Source organism: Verminephrobacter aporrectodeae subsp. tuberculatae, from assembly GCF_026127385.1.
Taxonomy (GTDB): domain Bacteria; phylum Pseudomonadota; class Gammaproteobacteria; order Burkholderiales; family Burkholderiaceae_C; genus Acidovorax; species Acidovorax aporrectodeae.
The window spans coordinates 219,120-240,796 of the sequence record NZ_QZCX01000001.1; the positions used below are offsets into that span (position 1 = coordinate 219,120).

Annotated in this window: 2 protein-coding genes; both read left to right on the forward strand. The window is 66.8% G+C overall.

Annotated elements, in window-relative coordinates; genetic code table 11:
• The first annotated feature begins 145 nt into the window (after nucleotides 1-145).
• Entirely contained in the window at nucleotides 146-10,765 is a 10,620-nt protein-coding gene (locus D5041_RS00715) for an Ig-like domain-containing protein (RefSeq protein ID WP_265283609.1), read from the forward strand.
• 488 nt (nucleotides 10,766-11,253) lie between these two features.
• Nucleotides 11,254-21,606 carry a SwmB domain-containing protein gene (locus D5041_RS00720; RefSeq protein WP_265283610.1) on the forward strand — a complete coding sequence of 3,451 codons (10,353 nt, stop codon included), beginning with the start codon at nucleotides 11,254-11,256 and terminating at the stop codon, nucleotides 21,604-21,606.
• Nucleotides 21,607-21,677: the final 71 nt, after the last annotated feature.

The following is a 21,677-nucleotide window of genomic DNA, read 5'->3' on the forward strand; positions in this document are numbered from 1 at the left end:
AGGAATTGCCGAATAAAACGCCGGCCTATGTTCAAATGTGCATCACTTTTGTTACGTTCCCGTTGCCGTTTCGGTGGGATTCCAGCCCGTCGCAGGGGCTGCGCCCCGAGTCCGCCACCGCACACCACCCGCTCAAGGAAACACCATGGCTATCACTTCCGTCAGCATTCGGGCCGACAAATACAAGCTGGGCAAGGGTGAATCGACCACCGTGCATTTCAGGTTCAACGAAACGCCGCGGCACGTGGCTTTCAACCTCGACGACGACTGTACGACCATGCCGTCCGGTACCCGCTGGACCAGCGGGTTGACCAGGGACCCCGACGATAGCCGTCACTACTGGGCCACACTGAGTGCGGATGACAACAGGGAAGACTGTGGCGGCCGCATCACCATAGAACATATCAATCTGATAGCAGATGAGACCGGCGATGCGGGCTCAGGGGTCTCCCAATCCGATTGGATTTCCGTCGATACCGTCAACCCCCGGCTTGAGCGCATCACGCTCGACGACACCAACCTCCAAATCGGCAAAACCACCAGGGTCAGGTTCGTTTTCAACGAGATAGTCAGCGTCGCAAGCGTCAGGGCAGCCATCGACCTCTCCAATGCCCATGGCACGCTGGGCGACCTCTACAGCATCACCGGCGGCGACACCTGGATCGCCATCTTCACCCCCACAGCCCACACGGCAAACACCGCAGATTGCAAGATCGGCCTGAACGTCAGCCAGGTGCGCGACCTGCATGGCAACGCGGGACAGGACTCCTCCGGAGGAAGCAACCCCGTCTACAGCGGCAACTACACCGTCAACACCTGGAACCCCGCGCTGAACGCCATCACGTCCGTCAACATTCGGCTCGAAAGCCATACGCTGCGCAGGGATGCGAGCGTCGTCGTGCATTTCGAATTCAACCAAGCGCCGTTGGCGTCGAGTTTCACCCTCAGCGACGTGGTGCTGCCGCGGGGCATTGGCTGGAGTGGCGAACTGCGCCCGGACCCGGGCGATGCCAAGCACTTCTCCGCCACGATGGTGCCGACCATGAGCGGCCATTTCAACGCCCGCGTCAGCCTGGACCTTGCCAGGGTGACCGATGCGGGCGGCCATCAGGGCTCCGGGGTCTTCCACTCCGCAGAGTTTGCTTTCGACAGCTTGCGGCCCCATCTCGAAATCATCACGGTCTCCGACAGCTACCTGGGCGCGGGCGAAACCGCCACCGTCACGTTCATCTTCGACGAAGCCCTCGCCAACTTCACCGTCGACCAAATCGACTTGAGCAACGCCCATGGCACGCTGAGCGCGCCCACGCGCAGCCAAGACGGCAAAACCTGGACCGCGACCCTCACGCCCACGGCCAACGTCAGCGACACCACCAACACCATCAGCGTGGACATGGGCACCGTGCGCGACCTCGCAGGCAACGCCGGCCAAGGCCGTATCACCAGCGCCAACTTCCAGGTGCGCACCACCGAATCCGCCAGCAGCATGCAGACCACGACCGTCACTGCCGTGAACATTTGGCTCGACGGCCATGTTGTGCGCAACGGCGTGAACATCGTGGTGCATTTCGAGTTCAACGGATGGCCGTTGGAGTCGAGTTTCACCCTCAGCGACGTGGTGCTGCCACGGGGTCCGAGTTGGGTTGGCAGCCTGAGCAGGGACCCCAACAATGCCAAGCATTTCTACGCCACGCTGGGGGCGAGTGACCCCGTGGAGGAATTCGTCAACCGCATCCTTCTGGACCTTGCCCACGTGACCGACGCGGATGGCCATCAGGGCTCCGGCGTCGGATGGTCCCGGAATTTTGTCGTCGACACCATGCGGCCCCGGCTCGACAGCATCACGGTCGCCGGACTCCGCTTTGACGCAGAGGGAAGAGCCACCCTCGCCGTCACCTTCAGCTTCGCCGAGGAGATCACCGACTTCGGCACCGACGACGTCGACCTGAGCGACACCCACGGCACGCTGAGCGCGCTCACGCGCGGCTCAGATGGAAGATTCTGGACCGCCACCCTCACCGTCCCGGCGAATACCAACGACACGAGCAACACCATCAGCGTGAACATGAGCGGCCTGCGCGACCTGGCGGGCAATATCGGCGAAGACCGTTTCACCAGTTCCAACTTTCAGTTGGACACCACGGGACCCATCGCCACCATCACGCTGGCCCAGAACACGCTCAAATTCGGCGAAACCACCACCGTCACCTTCCGCTTCAACCAAGCCGTCACCGACTTCACGAGCGACGACGTCGTGCTCACGCATGCCACCGGCACGCTGGGCGCACTCACTGCGCTGGGCTCCGACGGCAAAACCTGGACGGCGATCTTTACGCCCCAGGCCATCACCAACGCCACGACCGGCAGCATCGGCGTGAACCTTGCCGGTGTGCGCAGCACTGCCGGCAAGGCCGGCGTAGGTTATGCCAGCAGCGCCAACTACACCGTGGACACCCTGCCCCCCAGCGCCACCATCCACTTGGCCGACAGCCGCCTCACGGTGGGCGAAACGACGACCGTCCGCTTCGTCTTCAACGAGCCCGTCACCGGCTTTGACGCGAGCGACGTAGACCTCTCGGACGCCAACGGCACGCTCGGTCCGCTCAGCGCCGACGCCGACGGCAGAACCTGGAGCGCCCCCTTCACGCCCACGGCCAACGTGGAGGACGCGAGCAACACCATCCGCGTGAACCTCGGGGGGGTCACCGACACCACAGGCAACGCCGGTATTGGCAGCGTTTCCAGCCCCAACTACACGATCGCCACCCGGGGACCCGTCGCCACCATCACGCTCGCCGACACCAGCCTCACGGTGGGCCAAACCACCACCGCCATCTTCCTCTTCAACACGCTCACCATCGGCTTCACGGCAGACGACATCGACCTCATCGAGGCCAACGGCACGCTCGGCGAGCTCATGCCCTTCGCAGACGGCAAGACCTGGACCGCGATCTTCACGCCCACGGCCAACCTGGCAAACGTCCGCAACCGCATCATCGTGAACCTCTCCGGTGTGATCGACGCCGCAACGGGCCTGGCCGGCAGCGGCCGTGCCGCCAGCGCCGACTACGCCATCGACACCACCACCGTGCGCCCCACCGCCCGCATCACGCTGGCCGACAGCAGCCTCGCGATAGGCGACACCACCCTCGTCACCTTCCGCTTCAGTGAGCGCGTCAACGGCTTCACGGCGGACGACGTCGTGCTCACGGACGCGAATGGCACGCTGGGCCCCCTCACGGCCGATCCGGACGGCAAAACCTGGACCGCCACGTTCACCCCCGCAGCCAACACCGAGAACAGCAGCAATACCATCGGCGTGAACCTGGCCGGCGTGACCAACGCCGCAGGCCGGGCCGGCGTGGGCCAGTCCACCAGCTTCGGCTACCTGATAGACACCCGGCAGCCCACGGTGCGCTCCCTCGCCATCGCGGACGCCCAGCTTGGCATCGGCGAATCGACCACCGTCACCCTCACCTTCTCCGAAGCGCTGAATCAAAGCAGCCTCGCCCTGGCGGACCTCTCCCTGTCGAACCTCTATGGTCAGTGGTCCTCGGAGAACAACCGCGGCGCATTGTCCAACCTGCGCACCAGCGACGGCATCAGCTGGCAGATCACCCTCACGGCCCCGACTTCCGGCAGCTCATCGGCGGACAACCTCATCAGCCTTCGCCAAAGATTCACCGACGTCGCGGGCAACACGGGCCCGCGGGATTCGAGGAATTTCAGCGAAGTCCTCTACAGCATCGACCTCGTGCGCCCGAGCGCGACCATTGCGCTGGCCGACTCCAGCCTCACCGTGGGCGAGAGCACCCGCGTCACCTTCCGCTTCAGCGAGCCCGTCACCGACTTCACGATGGATGACATCGTGCTCAGCGACGCCAACGGCACGCTGAGCGCATTCACCGCCGACACCGACGGCAAAACCTGGACCGCCCTCTTCACGCCCACGGCCAACGTGAACGACGCGACGAACACCCTCCGCGTGAACCTCGGCGGCGTGCGCGACATCGCAGGCAACACCGGCGAGGGCCAGGCCACCAGCGCCAGCTACGCGGTAGACACCATCGACCCCACGCGCCCCTACGCCACCATCACGCTGACCGACAGCGTCCTCACCGCGGGCGAAACCACCACCGTCACCTTTCACTTCAGCGAATCCGTCACCGGCTTCGCGAGCGACGACATCGTGCTCACCGACGCCAACGGCACGCTGGGCGCGTTGAACAGCACAGATGGCGGCAGAACCTGGAGCGCCGTCTTCACGCCCGCGCCCAACGTCAACGACAGCAGCAACACCATCAGCGTGAACCTGGCCGGCGTGACCAACGCCGCAGGCCGGGCCGGAGTGGGCCACTCCCGCAGCGCCAACTACAGCGTGGACACGCGCGACACCAGCGCCCCCACGGCGACCATCACGCTGGCCGACACCGCGCTCACCGCGGGCGAAACCACCACCGTCAGCATCCGCTTCAACGAACCCGTCACCGGCTTTGACGCCAGCGACGTCGTGCTCACCGACGCCAACGGCACGCTGGGCGCGCTCACGCCGAACGCCGAGCGCACGCTCTGGACGGCCACCTTCACGCCCACGGACAAGGTGGGCGATGCGACGAATACGATCAGCGTAAACCTCGCCGGGGTGCGCGACGACGCAGGCAACGCCGGGGTGGGCACGGCCAGCAGCGCCAACTACAGCGTGGACACGCGCGACACCAGCGCCCCCACTGCGACCATCACGCTGGCCGACAACGCGCTCACCGCGGGCGAAACCACCACCGTCAGCATCCGCTTCAACGAGCCCGTCACCGGCTTGGACGCCAGCGACGTCGTGCTCACCGCCGCCAACGGCACGCTGGGCGCTCTCACGCCGAACGCCGAGCGCACGCTCTGGACGGCGACCTTCACGCCCACGGACAAGGTCAGCGCCCTGGTGAATACCATCCGGGTAAACCTCGCCGGGGTGCGCGACGACGCGGGCAACGCCGGGGTGGGCAGCGCCAGCAGCACCAACTACTCCGTCGATACCGTGCGCCCCACGGCGACCATCACGCTGGCCGACACCGCACTCACCGCGGGCGAAACCACAACCGTCAGCATCCGCTTCAACGAGCCCGTCACCGGCTTCGACGCCAGCGACGTCGTGCTCACCGACGCCAACGGCACGCTGGGCGCGCTCACGCCGAACGCCGAGCGCACGCTCTGGACGGCGACCTTCACGCCCACGGCCGACACCAACGTCCGGGCGAACACCATCCGGGTAAACCTCGCCGGGGTACGCGACGACGCGGGCAACGCCGGCACCGGAAACGCCATCAGCACCAACTACTCCGTCGATACCGTGCGCCCCACGGCGACCATCACGCTGGCCGACAGCGTGCTCACCAGGGGCCAGACCACGACCGTCAGCATCCGCTTCAACGAACCCGTCACCGGCTTCGACGCCAGCGACGTCGTGCTCACCGACGCCAACGGCACGCTGGGCCCCCTCACGCCGAACGCCGAGCGCACGCTCTGGACGGCGACCTTCACGCCCACGGACAAGGTGGGCGATGCGACGAATACGATCAGCGTGAACCTCGCCGGCGTCGCCGACGCCGCGGGCAACGCCGGGGTGGGCACGACCAGCAGCGCCAACTACAGCGTGGACACGCGCGACACCAGCGCCCCCACGGCCACCATCACGCTGGCCAACACCGCGCTCATCGCGGGCCAGACCACGACAGTCAGCTTCCGCTTCAACGAGCCCGTCACCGGCTTCGACGCCAGCGACATCGTGCTCACCGACGCCAACGGCACGCTGGGCGCACTCACGCCGAACGCCGAGCGCACGCTCTGGACGGCGACCTTCACGCCCAACGCCAACGCCAATGACGCGGTGAATACGATCAGCGTGAACCTCGCCGGCGTGCGCGACGACGCGGGCAACGCCGGCACCGGCAGCGCCAGCAGCGCCAACTACTCCGTGGACACCGTGCGCCCCACGGCGACCATCACGCTGGCCGACAGCGCGCTCACCGTGGACGAAACCACGACGGTCAGCTTCCGCTTCAACAAGCCCGTGAACGGCTTTGACACCGACGACATCGTGTACACCAACGGCACGCTGACAACGCCCACGGCCAACGCCGCGCGCACGGTCTGGACGGCCACCTATACGCCTGCGGAGGACATCAGCGCCCGGGTGAACACCATCCGCGTGAACCTCGCCGGCGTGACCGACGACGCGGGCAACACCGGGACCGGCAGCGCCATCAGCGCCAACTACTCCGTGGACAACACGCGCCCCACCGCGACGAGCATCACGCTGGCCGACAGCGCGCTCACCGCGGGCGAAACCACCACCGTCAGCTTCCGCTTCAACGAGCCCGTCAACGGCTTGGACACCAGCGACATCGTGTGCCCCAACGGCAGGCTGAGCACGCCCGTGGCGAACGCCGAGCGCACGCTCTGGACAGCGACCCTCACGCCCAACGCCCACGCCAACGCCCGGACGAACGCCATCCGCGTGGACCTCACCGGCGTGACCGACGACGCGGGCAACGCCGGGACCGGCAGGGCCAGCAGCACCAACTACAGCGTGTACACCACGCGCCCCACGGCCACCATTGCGCTGGCCGACAGCACGCTCACCGCGGGCGAGAGCACGACCGTCCGCTTCATCTTCAACGAGCCCGTCAACGGCTTGGACACCAGCGACATCGTGTGCCCCAACGGCAGGCTGAGCCCGCCCACGGCGAACGCCGAGCGCACGCTCTGGACGGCGACCCTCACGCCCAACGCGGGCGCCAATGCTGCGACAAATACCATCCGCGTGGACCTTGCCGGCGTGACCAATGACGCGGGCAACGCCGGGACCGGCAGCGCCAGCAGCACCAACTACTCCGTCGATACCGTGCGGCCCACTGCCACCATTGCGCTGGCCGACAACGCGCTCACCGTGGGCGAGAGCACCGCCGTCAGCTTCCGCTTCAGCGAGCCCGTCACCGGATTTGACGCCAACGACATCGTGCTCACGGACGCCAACGGCACGCTGAGCCCCCCCACGGCCAACGCCGAGCGCACGGTCTGGACAGCCACCTTCACGCCCACGGCCAACATCAGCGCCGAGGCGAATACCATCAGCGTAAACCTCAGCGGCGTGTCCGACGACGCGGGCAACGCCGGGACCGGCAGCGCCAGCAGCACCAACTACTCCGTCGATACCGTGCGGCCCACTGCCACCATTGCGCTGGCCGACAGCACGCTCACCGTGGGCGAGAGCACGACCGTCAGCTTCCGCTTCAACGAGCCCGTTACCGGCTTGGACACCAGCGACATCGTGCTCACCGAAGCCAACGGCACGCTGAGCCCCCCCACGGCGAACACCGAGCGCACGGTCTGGACGGCGACCTTCACGCCCACGGCCAACGTCAGCGTCCTGACGAATACCATCCGCGTAAACCTCAGCGGCGTGACCGACGACGCGGGCAACGCCGGGACCGGCAGCGCCAGCAGCACCAACTACTCCGTCGATACCGTGCGACCCACTGCCACCATCACGCTGGCCGACAGCACGCTCACCGCGGGCGAGAGCACGACCGTCAGCTTCCGCTTCAGCGAGCCCGTCACCGGCTTGGACCCCAGCGACATCGTGCTCACGGACGCCAACGGCACGCTGACAACGCCCACGGCGAACACGGACCGCACGCTCTGGACGGCGACCTTCACGCCCACGGCCAACGTCAGCGTCCTGACCAATACCATCCGCATAAACCTCGCCCATGTGAGCGACGACGCAGGCAACGCCGGGACCGACACGGCATCCAGCAACAACTACTCCGTCGATACCACGCGCCCCACGGCGACCATCACGCTGGCCGACAGCGCGCTCACCGCGGGCAAGACCACGACAGTCAGCTTCCGCTTCAGCGAGCCCGTCACCGGCTTGGACCCCAGCGACATCGTGCTCACGGACGCCAACGGCACGCTGAGCCCCCCCACGGCGAACACGGACCGCACGCTCTGGACGGCGACATTCACGCCCACGGCCAACGTCAGCGCCCTGACCAATACCATCCGCGTAAACCTCGCCCATGTGAGCGACGACGCAGGCAACGCCGGGACCGACACGGCATCCAGCAACAACTACTCCGTCGATACCAAGCGCCCCACGGCGACCATCGCGCTGGCCGACAGCAGACTCACCGCAGGCGAAACCACAACCGTCACCATCACCTTCAGCGAGCCCGTCACCGGCTTGGACGCCAGCGACATCGTGTGCCCCAACGGCACGCTGAGCACGCCCACGGCGAACACCGAGCGCACGGTCTGGACGGCGACATTCACGCCCACAGCCAACGTCAGCGCCGGGGCAAATACCATCCGTGTGAACCTCAGCGGCGTGCGCGACGACGCGGGCAACGCAGGCACCGGCAGCGCCAGCAGCGACAACTACTCCGTAGACACCCGGCCGGCAGACACCACCGGCCCCACGGCCACGATCACGCTGGCCGACAGCGCGCTCACCGCGGGCAAGACCACAACCGTCACCATCACCTTCAGCGAACCCGTCAACGGCTTTGACCCCAGCGACGTCGTGTCCCCGGGCGGCACGCTGAGCCCGCCCACGGCCAACGCCGAGCGCACGGTCTGGACAGCGACCTTCACGCCCACGGCCAACGTCAGCGTCCGGGCCAATACCATCCACATAAACCTTGGCGGTGTGCGCGACGACGCAGGCAACACCGGCACCGGCAACGCCTCCAGCGACAACTACTCCGTCGATACCACACGCCCCACGGCGACCATCACGCTGGCCGACAGCACACTCACCGCGGGTGAGAGCACAACCGTCACCATCACCTTCAGCGAACCCATCACCGGCTTGGACCCCAGCGACATCGTGTGCCCGGGCGGCACGCTGAGCCCCCCCACGGCCAACGCCGAGCGCACGGTCTGGACGGCGACCTTTACGCCCACGGCCAACGTCAACGCCGGGACGAACACCATCCGCGTAAACCTCGCCCATGTGCGCGACGACGCAGGCAACGCCGGGACCGACATCGCCTCCAGCACCAGCTACTCCGTGGACACCACACGCCCCACGGCGACCATCGCGCTGGCCGACAGCACACTCACCGCGGGCGAAAGCACAACCGTCACCATCACCTTCAGCGAGCCCGTCAACGGCTTGGACCCCAGCGACATCGTGTGCACGAGCGGCACGCTGAGTCCCCCCACGGCCAACACCGAGCGCACGGTCTGGATAGCGACATTCACGCCCACGGCCAACGTCAGCGCCGGGGAAAATACCATCCGCGTCAACCTCGCCGGCGTAACCAACGACGCAGGCAACGCCGGGACCGGCAGCGCCAGCAGCGCCAACTACAGCGTGGACACCCGACCGGCAAACACCACCGGCCCCACGGCCACCCTCACGCTGGCCGACACCCAGCTGACCGTGGGCGAAACCACAACAGTCACCATCGCCTTCAACGAGCCCGTCACCGACTTCACGCGCGACGACCTCGTGCTCAGCAATGCCAACGGCACATTCACCGACCCCACGACGAATGACCAAGGAAGAACCTGGACAGCGACATTCACGCCCACGGCCGGCGTCGAGAACAGCAGCAACACCATCGGCGTGAACCAGGAGGGCGTGCGCAACGCCGCAGGCCGCGCCGGCACCGGCCACGCCCATAGCGCCCGCTACCAAATCGACACCCGGGCCCCGGTGCTCGCCAGCGCCACGGTGAACGCGAGCCAGCTGGTGCTGCGCTACACCGAAGGGACCAGTCTGGACGCGGCGCATATCCCGCCCGCCACGGCCTTCACGGTGCGCGTCGATAAGGTACTCACCGCCGTCACCGCCATCGCAGTAGGCGCGCAGGAAAAGACCGTGAGCCTGACGCTGGCCACCGCTGTCGCCACCGGCCAGGCAGTGACCATCGCCTACACCGACCCCACGACCGGCAACGATGCCAACGCCATACAGGACGCGGCCGGCAACGACGCGGCCAGTTTCGCGGCCATGCCGGTGGACAACCACACCCCCGCGCCACCAACTCCGGGTCCGGGCCCGACTCCTCCGGGTCCAGCCCCGAGCCCATCGCCCCCGGAAGGCCCGGCGCCCAAGGACAGCAAGGACACGGACGGCGACAGCATTCCCGACAGCATCGAAGACCCGACCCCCGGTATCTCCGGCCCCTCTGGCGCAGCCCCCGTCACCGGCGACGGCAACGGAGACGGCGTCCAGGACAGCACGCAAGCGGCAGTGGGATCGACCCGCGTCACCGTCCGCCCCACCGGCGGAGAAAGCGCAAGCAGCACCCCCGTGACCCTGGTGGTCGGCAGCCAGGACGGCAAGCTGGACCCGGACAGCGGCGCCCGCATCACCCGCCTGGAGCAAAAGGACGCCCCCGCCCAACTGCCCCAGGCAATGGAGATGCCCCTCGGGCTGCTGCGCTTCGAGGCGAGGCTGGCCGCAGGCCGCAGCAGCGAGACGTTCAGCCTGTATCTGGACCCGGCGCTGGGCGTGGGCGGCTACTGGGTGAAAGACGGCACCGACACCTGGGTCAACCTGAGCAGCGCGCCCTACGGCGGCAAGATGGCGAGCGAAGGCGGGCGGCTGCGGCTGGACTTTGCAATCACCGATGGCGGACCGTTCGACGCCGACGGCCAGGCCAACGGCGCCATCACCGCGCCCGGTGCCGCAGCGCAGATGCCGCTGTCCATCGTGGGGCAGGCGCCGGACGTGGCGCATGGCGGGTTCTGGCTCTGACGGCGCAGCGCAGGGCCCAGACGGCTTGAGCCCGATGGTGCTGGCAGGCAGCGCCGCATTCGCCTGCATGGCGGACGTGGCCGCCTGAACGAGCCGGCCGGGTTCCAGCGCGCGCACCGTGCACACCCTGGTTTGCACGGACTGAAAAATCCGCGTTTATTTCACGCGAACAAGCCAAGGAAACCGGTCCGTCGCGCGCACGGGCGCCGGAACGCGCAGGGCACGGAGAGGGGTCGCAGCGAGCCGGTGGCCGCGCCAAAAGGGGCGGGCAGATGAGATCACCGCCTGCGCCGCGCTCTGCACAAGGATCCATCGGCAGTGCGCCGGGGCAGCCTGAGAAATTGACAAATAAAACGTCAGCATGTGTTCAAATATGCGCCACCAAAGTTACATTCCCCCCATCGCCGTTGCTGTTTTGCTTGGGACCCGCCCTGTAGCAGGGGCTGCACCAAGCCCGCAATGGCATACCCACCGCTTAAGGAAACGCCATGGCTATTACTTCCGTCAGGATTCAGTCCGTCAAATCCAAGCTGCACAAGGGTGAATGGACCCTCGTGGATTTCTGGTTCAACGAAACGCCGTACGAGTCGAGTTTCAACCTCGCCGACGACTGTACGACGCCGACCGGTACCCACTTGAGCGGGTTGACCAAGGACTCCAGAAATCCCCGTCACTACTGGGCCACACTGAGTGTGAATGACGACGTGGAAATTACCGGCCGCATCTCCATAAACCTTGCCAATGTGAAGGATCCGTCCGACTATTGGGGCTCAGGGACCTTCCAATCCAATTGGATCTCCATCGATACCCTCAACCCCCGGGTCAGGAGCATCACGCTCGACGACACCAACCTCAAAGCCGGCGAAACCACCAGGGTCAGGTTCGCTTTCAGCGAGATCGTCACCGTCGAAAGCGTCAGGGCAGCCATCGACCTCTCCAATGCCCATGGCACGCTGGACGGCTTCTACATCGAAGGCGGCAACACCTGGATCGCCATCTTCACACCCGCTGCCAACACGGCAAACGCCGAGGGTTGCAGGATCGGCCTGAACGTCAGCCAGGTGCGCGACCTGCATGGCAACGCGGGACAGGACTCCTCAAGAGGAAGCAACCCCGTCTACAGCAGCAGCTACACCGTCAGCACCCTGCCCCCCTCGCTGGCCGCGGATGCCATCACGTTCAGCAACAGCATGCTGAGTCTGGCCTCGACGACGAGCGTCGTCACCCTCACCTTCTCCGAACCGGTCAAGGGTTTGAGCAGCGCAAGCCTGCAGTTGCCCGCGCCCGGGGTCAGGGGCACGCTGTCCGCTCCGGTCGCCCAAAACCCCGACGCCAACGGCTATAGCGCGGTCTGGACCGCCACATTGACGGCCCCGGGTATGTCTAGCACCGATAACGTGCAGGGCAACAAAATCACCGTGAACCTGGCCGGCGTGACCGATCGCGATGGCATCCAGGCCACGACAGACCGTGTGGAATCGAGCAACACCTACGCAATCGACGTCCTGAAGGCCTACGCCGATTTCACGATGAGCGACACGAATCTGGGAATCGGAGAAGTCGCTACGGTCACCGTCCACTTCAACGAAAAAGTCACCGGCTTCACGCTCGATGACATCAGGATGAACAGGAGGGCGGATAACACTTACTGGACTGCCACCATGAGCGATTTGGTCAACACCGATGACCGTCAGACTTGGACATTCAGACTGACCCCGGACCCTGACAGCGAGGGTCAAGCTGGTTTCTATTTGCACGCAGACAGCGTGACTGACCTGGCGGGTAACCCGAGTCCGAATACGTCCTCAGTCTCCACCGCCAGTTACTCCGTTGACCACACCAGACCTGTCCTGACCAGCGCCACGGTCAACGGCAACCAGCTGGTGCTCACGTACACCGAGGCCAACACCCTGGACGCGGCAGCCCTCGCGGGCAACGCCGGCTTTGCGGTGAGCAGCGCCGCGGGCACGGCGGCCATCACCGTGAACAGCGCCGTGGTGAACGGGGCGGCCAAGACCGTCACGCTCACGCTGAGCCGCGCCGTGGCCCATGCGGAGACCGTGCGCGTCAGCTACACCAAGCCCGCGACCGGCGCCGTGGTGCAGGACGCTGCCGGCAACGACGCAGCGAACTTCAACGACCAGGCCGTGACGAACAACACGCCCCCGCAGCTGATCACCACCGGCGACACGACGCGCCCCAAGGTCACCGGCGACCAACTGGTGCTCAGCTTTAGCGGCACGGGCAATCTGGACGCGGACCCGATCCACAAGCCGGCGGGCGGGGCCTTTACGGTGCTTGTGAACGGCGTCGCAAACGCCGTCACCACCGTCACCGTCGATGCCCGGGCCAAGACCGTCACGCTCACGCTGAGCACGGCGGTCACCCATGGCCAGTCGATCACCGTCGCCTACGCCGACCCCACGACCGGCAACGACACCAACGCAATCCAGGATGTTGCCGGCAACGACGTGGCCAGCTTTGCGGCCACCGCGGTGACCAACAACACGCCAGCGCCAGCAGACACCACGCCCCCGCAGCTGATCACCACCGGCGACACGACGCGCCCCAAGGTCACCGGCAACCAACTGGTACTCAGCTTTAGCGACACGGGCAATCTGGACGGGGACCCGATCCACAAGCCGGCGAGCGGGGCCTTTACGGTGCTTGTCAACGGCGTCGCGAACGCCGTCACCACCGTCACTGTCCAGTCGCGAACCAAGACCGTCACGCTCACGCTGAGCACGGCGGTCACCCATGGCCAGTCGGTCACCGTCGCCTACACCGACCCCACGACCGGCAACGACACCAACGCAATCCAGGACTATGCCGGCAACGACGCGGCCAGCTTTGCGGCCACCGAGGTGACCAACAACACGCCTGCGCCACCAGACACCACGGCCCCGCAACTGATCATCACCGGTGACACGACGCGCCCCAAGGTCAACGGCGACCAACTGGTGCTCAGCTTTAGCGACACGGGCAACCTGGACGCGGACCCGACCCACAAGCCGGCGAACGGAGCCTTTACGGTGCTGGTCAACGGCGTCGCAAACGCCGTCACCAACGTCAGCGTCGAGGCCCAGGCCAAGACCGTCACGCTCACGCTGAGCACGGCGGTCACCCACGGCCAGTCGGTCACCGTCGCCTACGCCGACCCAACGACCGGCAACGACGCCAACGCCATACAGGACACCGCCGGCAACGACGCGGCCAGCTTTGCGGCCACGGCAGTGACCAACAACACGCCAGCGCCACCAGACACCACGCCCCCGCAGCTGATCACCACCGGCGACACGACGCGCCCCAAGGTCACCGGCGACCAACTGGTGCTCAGCTTTAGCGACACGGGCAACCTGGACGCGGACCAGGCCCACAAGCCGGCAGGCGGAGCCTTCACGGTGCTGGTCAACGGCGTCGCAAACGCCGTCACCAACGTCAGCGTCGATGCCCAGGCCAAGACCGTCACGCTCACGCTGAGCACGGCGGTCAGCCACGGCCAGTCGGTCACCGTCGCCTACGCCGACCCCACGACCGGCAACGACGCCAACGCAATCCAGGACGCTGCCGGCAACGACGTGGCCAGCTTTGCTGCCACGGCAGTGACCAACAACACGCCCGCGCCCCCAGACACCACGCCCCCGCAGCTGATCACCACCGGCGACACGACGCGCCCCAAGGTCAGCGGCGACCAACTGGTGCTCAGCTTTAGCGACACCAGCAACCTGGACGCGGACCCGACCCACAAGCCGGCGAGCGGGGCCTTTACGGTGCTGGTCAACGGCGTCGCAAACGCCGTCACCCACGTCAGCGTCGAGGCCCAGGCCAAGACCGTCACGCTCACGCTGAGCACGGCGGTCAGCCACGGCCAGACGGTCACCGTCGCCTACGCCGACCCAACGACCGGCAACGACGCCAACGCCATACAGGACGCTGCCGGCAACGACGCGGCCAGCTTTGCGGCCACCGCGGTGACCAACAACACACCGGCGCCAGCAGACACCACGGCCCCGGAGTTCCACACCGCCACGGTCAACGGCGACCAACTGGTGCTCACATACACCGAAGCCAACACCCTGGACGCGGCAGCGCTCGCGGGCAACGCAGGCTTTACGGTGAACACCGCCGCAGGCACGGCGGCCATCACCGTAAGCAGCGCCGTGGTGAGCGCGACGGCCAAGACCGTCACGCTGACACTGAGCCGCGCCGTGGCCGCAACGGAGACGGTGACCGTCAGCTACACCAAGCCCGCATCCGGCGCCGTGGTGCAGGACGCTGCGGGCAACGACGCAGTGAACTTCAGCGACCGGGCGGTGACCAACAACACGTCGGCGCCACCGGACACCCAGCCCCCCACGCTGGCGGCGACCGACCCGATCACGATCGGCGACAACAAACTGGCCCGTGACGAAAGCACCACCGTCACCATCCGCTTCTCCGAAGCCATCGCTGCCAGCAGTTTCAGCCTCGCCGACCTGACCGCGGAGGGGTCCGGCGTGACGCTGTCCAACCTGCAAACCACCGACGGCGGAACGACCTGGACGGTCACGCTGGTGGCCCCGACTTTCGATGATTACGTCCAGGGGTCCGTCACCAGTTCGACAAACAACAAGATCCGCGTGAACCTGGCCGGAATCACCGACCTCGCGGGCAACACCGGGGTGGGCACAGCGGACTCCACGGTCCGCTACGACATCGACCTTCGGCCCCCCGTCGCCACCATCACGCTGGCCGACAGCACCCTGACCGTTGGCGAAACCACCACCGTCACCTTCAGCTTCAACGAGGTCGTCACCAACTTTGATGCGAGCAAGATAGAGCTCTCGAACGCGAACGGCACGCTGGGCCCTTTGACGGCCGGCGCAGACGGCAAGACCTGGACCGCGATCTTCACGCCCACGGCCAACATCAACGGCGGAGCGGAGAACGCCATCGGCGTGAAGGGCGGCGTGACGGACGTGGCGGGCAATAGCGATGCGCGCATATTCACCAGCGCCAAGTACAGCGTGGACACGCGTTCCGGCGGCAACACCACGGGCCCTACGGCCACGATCACGCTGGCCGACACCACGCTCACTGCGGGAGAAACGACGACCGTCACCTTTACCTTCAGCGAGGCCGTCAGCGGCTTTGCGGCCGACGACGTCGTGCTCAGCGACGCCAACGGCACGCTGGGCCCGCTCACGGCCGCGGCAGACGGCAGAACTTGGACGGCGACCTTCACGCCCACGGCCAACGTGAATGACGCGACGAACGCCATCCGCGTGAACCTCACGGGCGTGACCAACACGGGGGGCTACGCCGGTGTGGGCAGCGCCAGCAGCGCCAACTACACCGTGAACACCGGAGCGCAAGACACGACGGCCCCGGTACTCGACACGGCCACGGTCCGCGGCAACCAACTGGTGCTGCGCTTCAACGACGCGAACCCATTGGACGCGACCCTGGACCACAAGCCAGCGGGCGAGGCCTTTACGGTGCGCGTCGGCAGCGCGGCGAACGCCGTCACCGCGGTCGCCGTGGACGCGCAGGCCAAGACCGTCACGCTGACGCTGAGCACCCCCGTGGCGCATGGTCAGAGCGTGACCGTTGCCTACAGCGACCCCACGGCCAACGACGACACCCGCGCGATACAGGACACTGCCGGCAACGACGTGGCCAGCTTCGCGGCCACTGCGGTGCGCAACGACACACCAGCAGACACCACGGGCCCCACGCTGGCGGCGACCAACCCGATCACGATCGGCGACGACAAACTGCACCTGGGCGAGAGCACCACCGTCGTCATCCGCTTCTCCGAAGACATTGACGCCAACAGCTTCAGCATCGACGACCTGACGGTGGGCGGAGGCGCGCAGCTGTCCAACCTGCGCAGCACCGGCGGCGGCACCACCACCTGGGAGGTCACGCTGACGGCCCCGGGGCCCATTGAGCAGGCCTTGAATCCTGCCTCCGTCAACAGTTCGACGGGCAACAAAATTCGCGTGAACCTGGCCCAAATCACCGACCTTGCGGGCAACGCCGGGGCGGGCACAGCGGTCTCCACGGTCAGCTACGACATCGACGTTGACCCCCCCCGCGTGACCATCACGCTGGCCGACAACCACCTGACGAGTGGCGAAACCGCGCTGGTCACCTTCAGCTTCACGGAGGTCGTCCGCGGCTTTGACGCAAGCAAAATAGACCTCTCGAACGCGAACGGCACACTGGGTCCGCTGACGGCCAGCGAAGCAGGAAAGACCTGGACCGCGACCTTCACGCCCACGGAGAACGTGAACAACGTGACGAACAACACCATCCGCGTGAACATGAGCGGCGTGCGGGACTTGGCGGGCAATGGCACGCTGAGCCCGATCAGCAGCGCCAACTACACCGTGGACACCCTGTCTGCCGGCGGCACCGCCGTGCCGACCGCCACGATCACGCTGGCCGACACCACGCTCAAGGCGGGGGAAACGACGACCGTCACCTTCCGCTTCAGCGAGACCGTCACCGGGTTCAGTTCCGAGGACATCGTTCTGACGGACGCCAACGGCACGCTGGGTCCGCTCACCGCGGTGGGCACGGACAGAAAAATCTGGACCGCCACGTTCACGCCCACGGCCACCACGGAGGACGCGAGCAACAGCATCGGCGTGAACATGACCGGGGTCAGGAACGCAGCCGAAAGGGCCGGGGTGGGCATCACCCACAGCGCCAACTACAGCATCGACACCAAGCGCCCCACGCTGGCGGCGACCAACCCGATCACGCTCCGTGACGACAAACTGCACCTGGGCGAAAGCACCACCGTCACGATCCACTTCTCCGAAGACATAGCCCCCGACAGCTTCAGCATCGCCGACCTGACCGTGGAGGGAGGCGCGACCCTGTCCAACCTGCGCAGGACCGACGGCGGCACCACCTGGGAAGTCACGCTGAAGGCCCCGGATTCCCCCTCCGCCAGCAGTACGACGGGCAACAAGATCCGCGTGAACCTGGCAGGAATCACCGACCTTGCGGGCAACGCCGGGGTGGGCACGGCGGACTCCACGGTCCGCTACGACATCGACACCGTGCTCCCCAGCGTGACCATCACGCTGGCCGACAGCAGCCTGACGAGTGGCGAAACCACGACCGTCAGCTTTAGCTTCAACGAGGCAGTCAACGGCTTCGATGCGAGCAAGATAGACCTCTCGAACGCGAACGGCACACTGGGTCCTCTGACGGCCAGCGCAGACGGAAAAACCTGGACCGCGACCTTCACGCCCAGCGCCAACGTAGCCGACACGAGCAACACCATCGGCGTGAACATGAGCGGTGTGCGGGACCAGGCGGGCAATAGCGCGACGAGCACGATCGCCAGCGCCAACTACACCGTGGACACCCGGTCGGACACCACGGCCCCGGAGTTCAGCAGCGCCACGGTCAATGGCAACGAACTGGTGCTCACGTACACGGAAGCGGGCACCCTGGACCCGGCAGCCCTGGCGGGCAACGCAGGCTTTACGGTCAGCAGCAACACGGGCACGGCCATTACCGTGAACAGCGCCGTGGTCAACGCAACGGCCAAGACCGTGACGCTGACGCTCAGCCGCGCCGTGGCCAGCGCGGAGACGGTGACCGTGAGCTACACCAAGCCCACATCCGGCGCCGTGGTGCAGGACGCTGCCGGCAACGACGCAGCGGACTTCAGCGCAAAACCCGTGACGAACACCACGCCAGCGCCAGCAGACAACACGGCCCCGGAGTTCAGCCGCGCCGCGGTCAACGGCAACGAACTGGTGCTCACGTACACGGAAGCGGGCACCCTGGACCCGGCAGCCCTGGCGGGCAACGCAGGCTTTACGGTCAGCAGCACGGGCACGGCCATTACCGTGAGCAGCGCCGTGGTCAACGCAACGGCCAAGACCGTGACGCTGACGCTCAGCCGCGCCGTGGCCAGCGCGGAGACGGTGACCGTGAGCTACACCAAGCCCACATCCGGCGCCGTGGTGCAGGACGCTGCCGGCAACGACGCAGCGGACTTCAACGCAAAACCCGTGACGAACACCACGCCAGCGCCAGCAGACAACACAGCCCCGGAGTTCAGCCGCGCCGCGGTCAACGGCAACGAACTGGTGCTCACGTACACGGAAGCGGGCACCCTGGACCCGGCAGCCCTGGCGGGCAACGCAGGCTTTACGGTGAACACCGTCGCTGGCGCAACGGCCATTACCGTGAACAGCGCCGTGGTCAACGCAACGGCCAAGACCGTGACGCTGACGCTCAGCCGCGCCGTGGCCAGCGCGGAGACGGTGACCGTGAGCTACACCAAGCCCACATCCGGCGCCGTGGTGCAGGACGCTGCCGGCAACGACGCAGCGGACTTCAGCGCAAAGCCCGTGACGAACACCACGCCAGCGCCATCGGACAACACGGCCCCGGAGTTCAGCAGCGCCGCGGTCAACGGCAACGAACTGGTGCTCACGTACACGGAAGCGGGCACCCTGGACCCGGCAGCCCTGGCGGGCAATGCAGGCTTTACGGTCAACAGCACCACGGGCACGGCCATCACCGTGAACAGCGCCGTGGTCAACGCAACGGCCAAGACCGTCACGCTGACGCTGAGCCGCGCCGTGGCCAGCGCGGAGACGGTGACCGTGAGCTACACCAAGCCCACATCCGGCGCCGTGGTGCAGGACGCTGCCGGCAACGACGCAGCGGACTTCAGCGCAAAGCCCGTGACGAACACCACGCCAGCGCCATCGGACACCACGGCCCCGGAGTTCAGCAGCGCCGCGGTCAACGGCAACGAACTGGTGCTCACGTACACGGAAGCGGGCACCCTGGACCCGGCAGCCCTGGCGGGCAACGCAGGCTTTACGGTCAACACCGTCGCTGGCGCAACGGCCATTACCGTGAGCAGCGCCGTGGTCAACGCAACGGTCAAGACCGTGACGCTGACGCTCAGCCGCGCCGTGGCCAGCGCGGAGACGGTGACCGTGAGCTACACCAAGCCCACATCCGGCGCCGTGGTGCAGGACGCTGCCGGCAACGACGCAGCGGACTTCAGCGCAAAACCCGTGACGAACACCACGCCAGCGCCAGCAGACAACACGGCCCCGGAGTTCAGCCGCGCCGCGGTCAACGGCAACGAACTGGTGCTCACGTACACGGAAGCGGGCACCCTGGACCCGGCAGCCCTGGCGGGCAACGCAGGCTTTACGGTCAGCAGCACGGGCACGGCCATTACCGTGAGCAGCGCCGTGGTCAACGCAACGGCCAAGACCGTGACGCTGACGCTGAGCCGCGCCGTGGCCAGCGCGGAGACGGTGACCGTGAGCTACACCAAGCCCACATCCGGCGCCGTGGTGCAGGACGCTGCCGGCAACGACGCAGCGGACTTCAACGCAAAACCCGTGACGAACACCACGCCAGCGCCAGCAGACAACACGGCCCCGGAGTTCAGCCGCGCCGCGGTCAACGGCAACGAACTGGTGCTCACGTACACGGAAGCGGGCACCCTGGACCCGGCAGCCCTGGCGGGCAACGCAGGCTTTACGGTCAGCAGCAACACGGGCACGGCCATTACCGTGAACAGCGCCGTGGTCAACGCAACGGCCAAGACCGTGACGCTGACGCTCAGCCGCGCCGTGGCCAGCGCGGAGACGGTGACCGTGAGCTACACCAAGCCCACATCCGGCGCCGTGGTGCAGGACGCTGCCGGCAACGACGCAGCGGACTTCAGCGCAAAGCCCGTGACGAACACCACGCCAGCGCCATCGGACAACACGGCCCCGGCGCTGATCATCACCGGTGACTCCCGTCCCAAGGTCACTGGCAACCAACTGGTGCTCAGCTTTAGCGACACGGGCAACCTGGACGCGGACGCGGCCCACAAGCCGGCCAATGGGGCCTTTACGGTGCTTGTCAATGGCATCGCGAATGCCGTCACCAACGTCGCCATCGAGCCGCAAGCCAAAACCGTCACGCTCACGCTGAGCACAGCGGTCACCAGCGACCAGACGGTCACCGTCGCCTACGCCGACCCCACGACCGGCAACGACGCCAACGCCATACAGGACGCCGCAGGCAACGACGCGCCCAGCCTTGCTGCTACCGCGGTGACCAACAACACGCCAGCGCCGAGTCCGACCCCGTCAGCCCCCTCGGCCCCGTCAGCCCCGTCAGCCCCCTCGGCCCCGTCAGGCCCGACGGACAAGGACACCAGGAACGACACGGACAGCGACGGCATTCCCGACAGCACCGAAAACCGAACCCCCGGCATCCCCGGCCCCGGTGGCGCAGCCCCCGTGGTCGGCGACAGCAACGGAGACGGCATCCAGGACAGCGCGCAGCCTGCGGTGGCATCGACCAGCGTCATCGTCAGCCCCATCGGAGAAAGCAAGCCCGCAGGCGCAGCCAGCACCTACGTGACCCTGGTGACCGGCAGCCAGGACGGCAAGCTGGACCCGGACAGCGGTGCCCGCATCACCCGCCTGGAGCAAAAGAACGCCCCCACCCAACTGCCCCAGGCAATGGAGATGCCCCTCGGACTGCTGCGCTTCGAGACGATGCTGGCCGCAGGCCACAGCAGCGAGACGTTCAGCCTGTATCTGGACCCGGCGTTGGGCGTCAACGGCTACTGGGTCCAGGACAGCACCGGCACCTGGATCAACCTGAGCAGTGCGCCCTACGGCGGCAAGATGGTGAGCAAAGGCGGGCGGCTGCGGCTGGACTTTGCAATCACCGATGGCGGACCGTTCGACGCCGACGGCCAAGCCAACGGCGTCATCACCGCCCCCGGCGCCGCAGCGCAGATGCCGCTGTCCGTCGTGGGGCAGGCCTCCAACGTGGCGCACGGCGACTTCTGGCTCTGACGGCGCAGCGCAGGGCCCAGACGGCTTGAGCCCGATGGTGCTGGCAGGCAGCGCCGCATTCGCCTGCATGG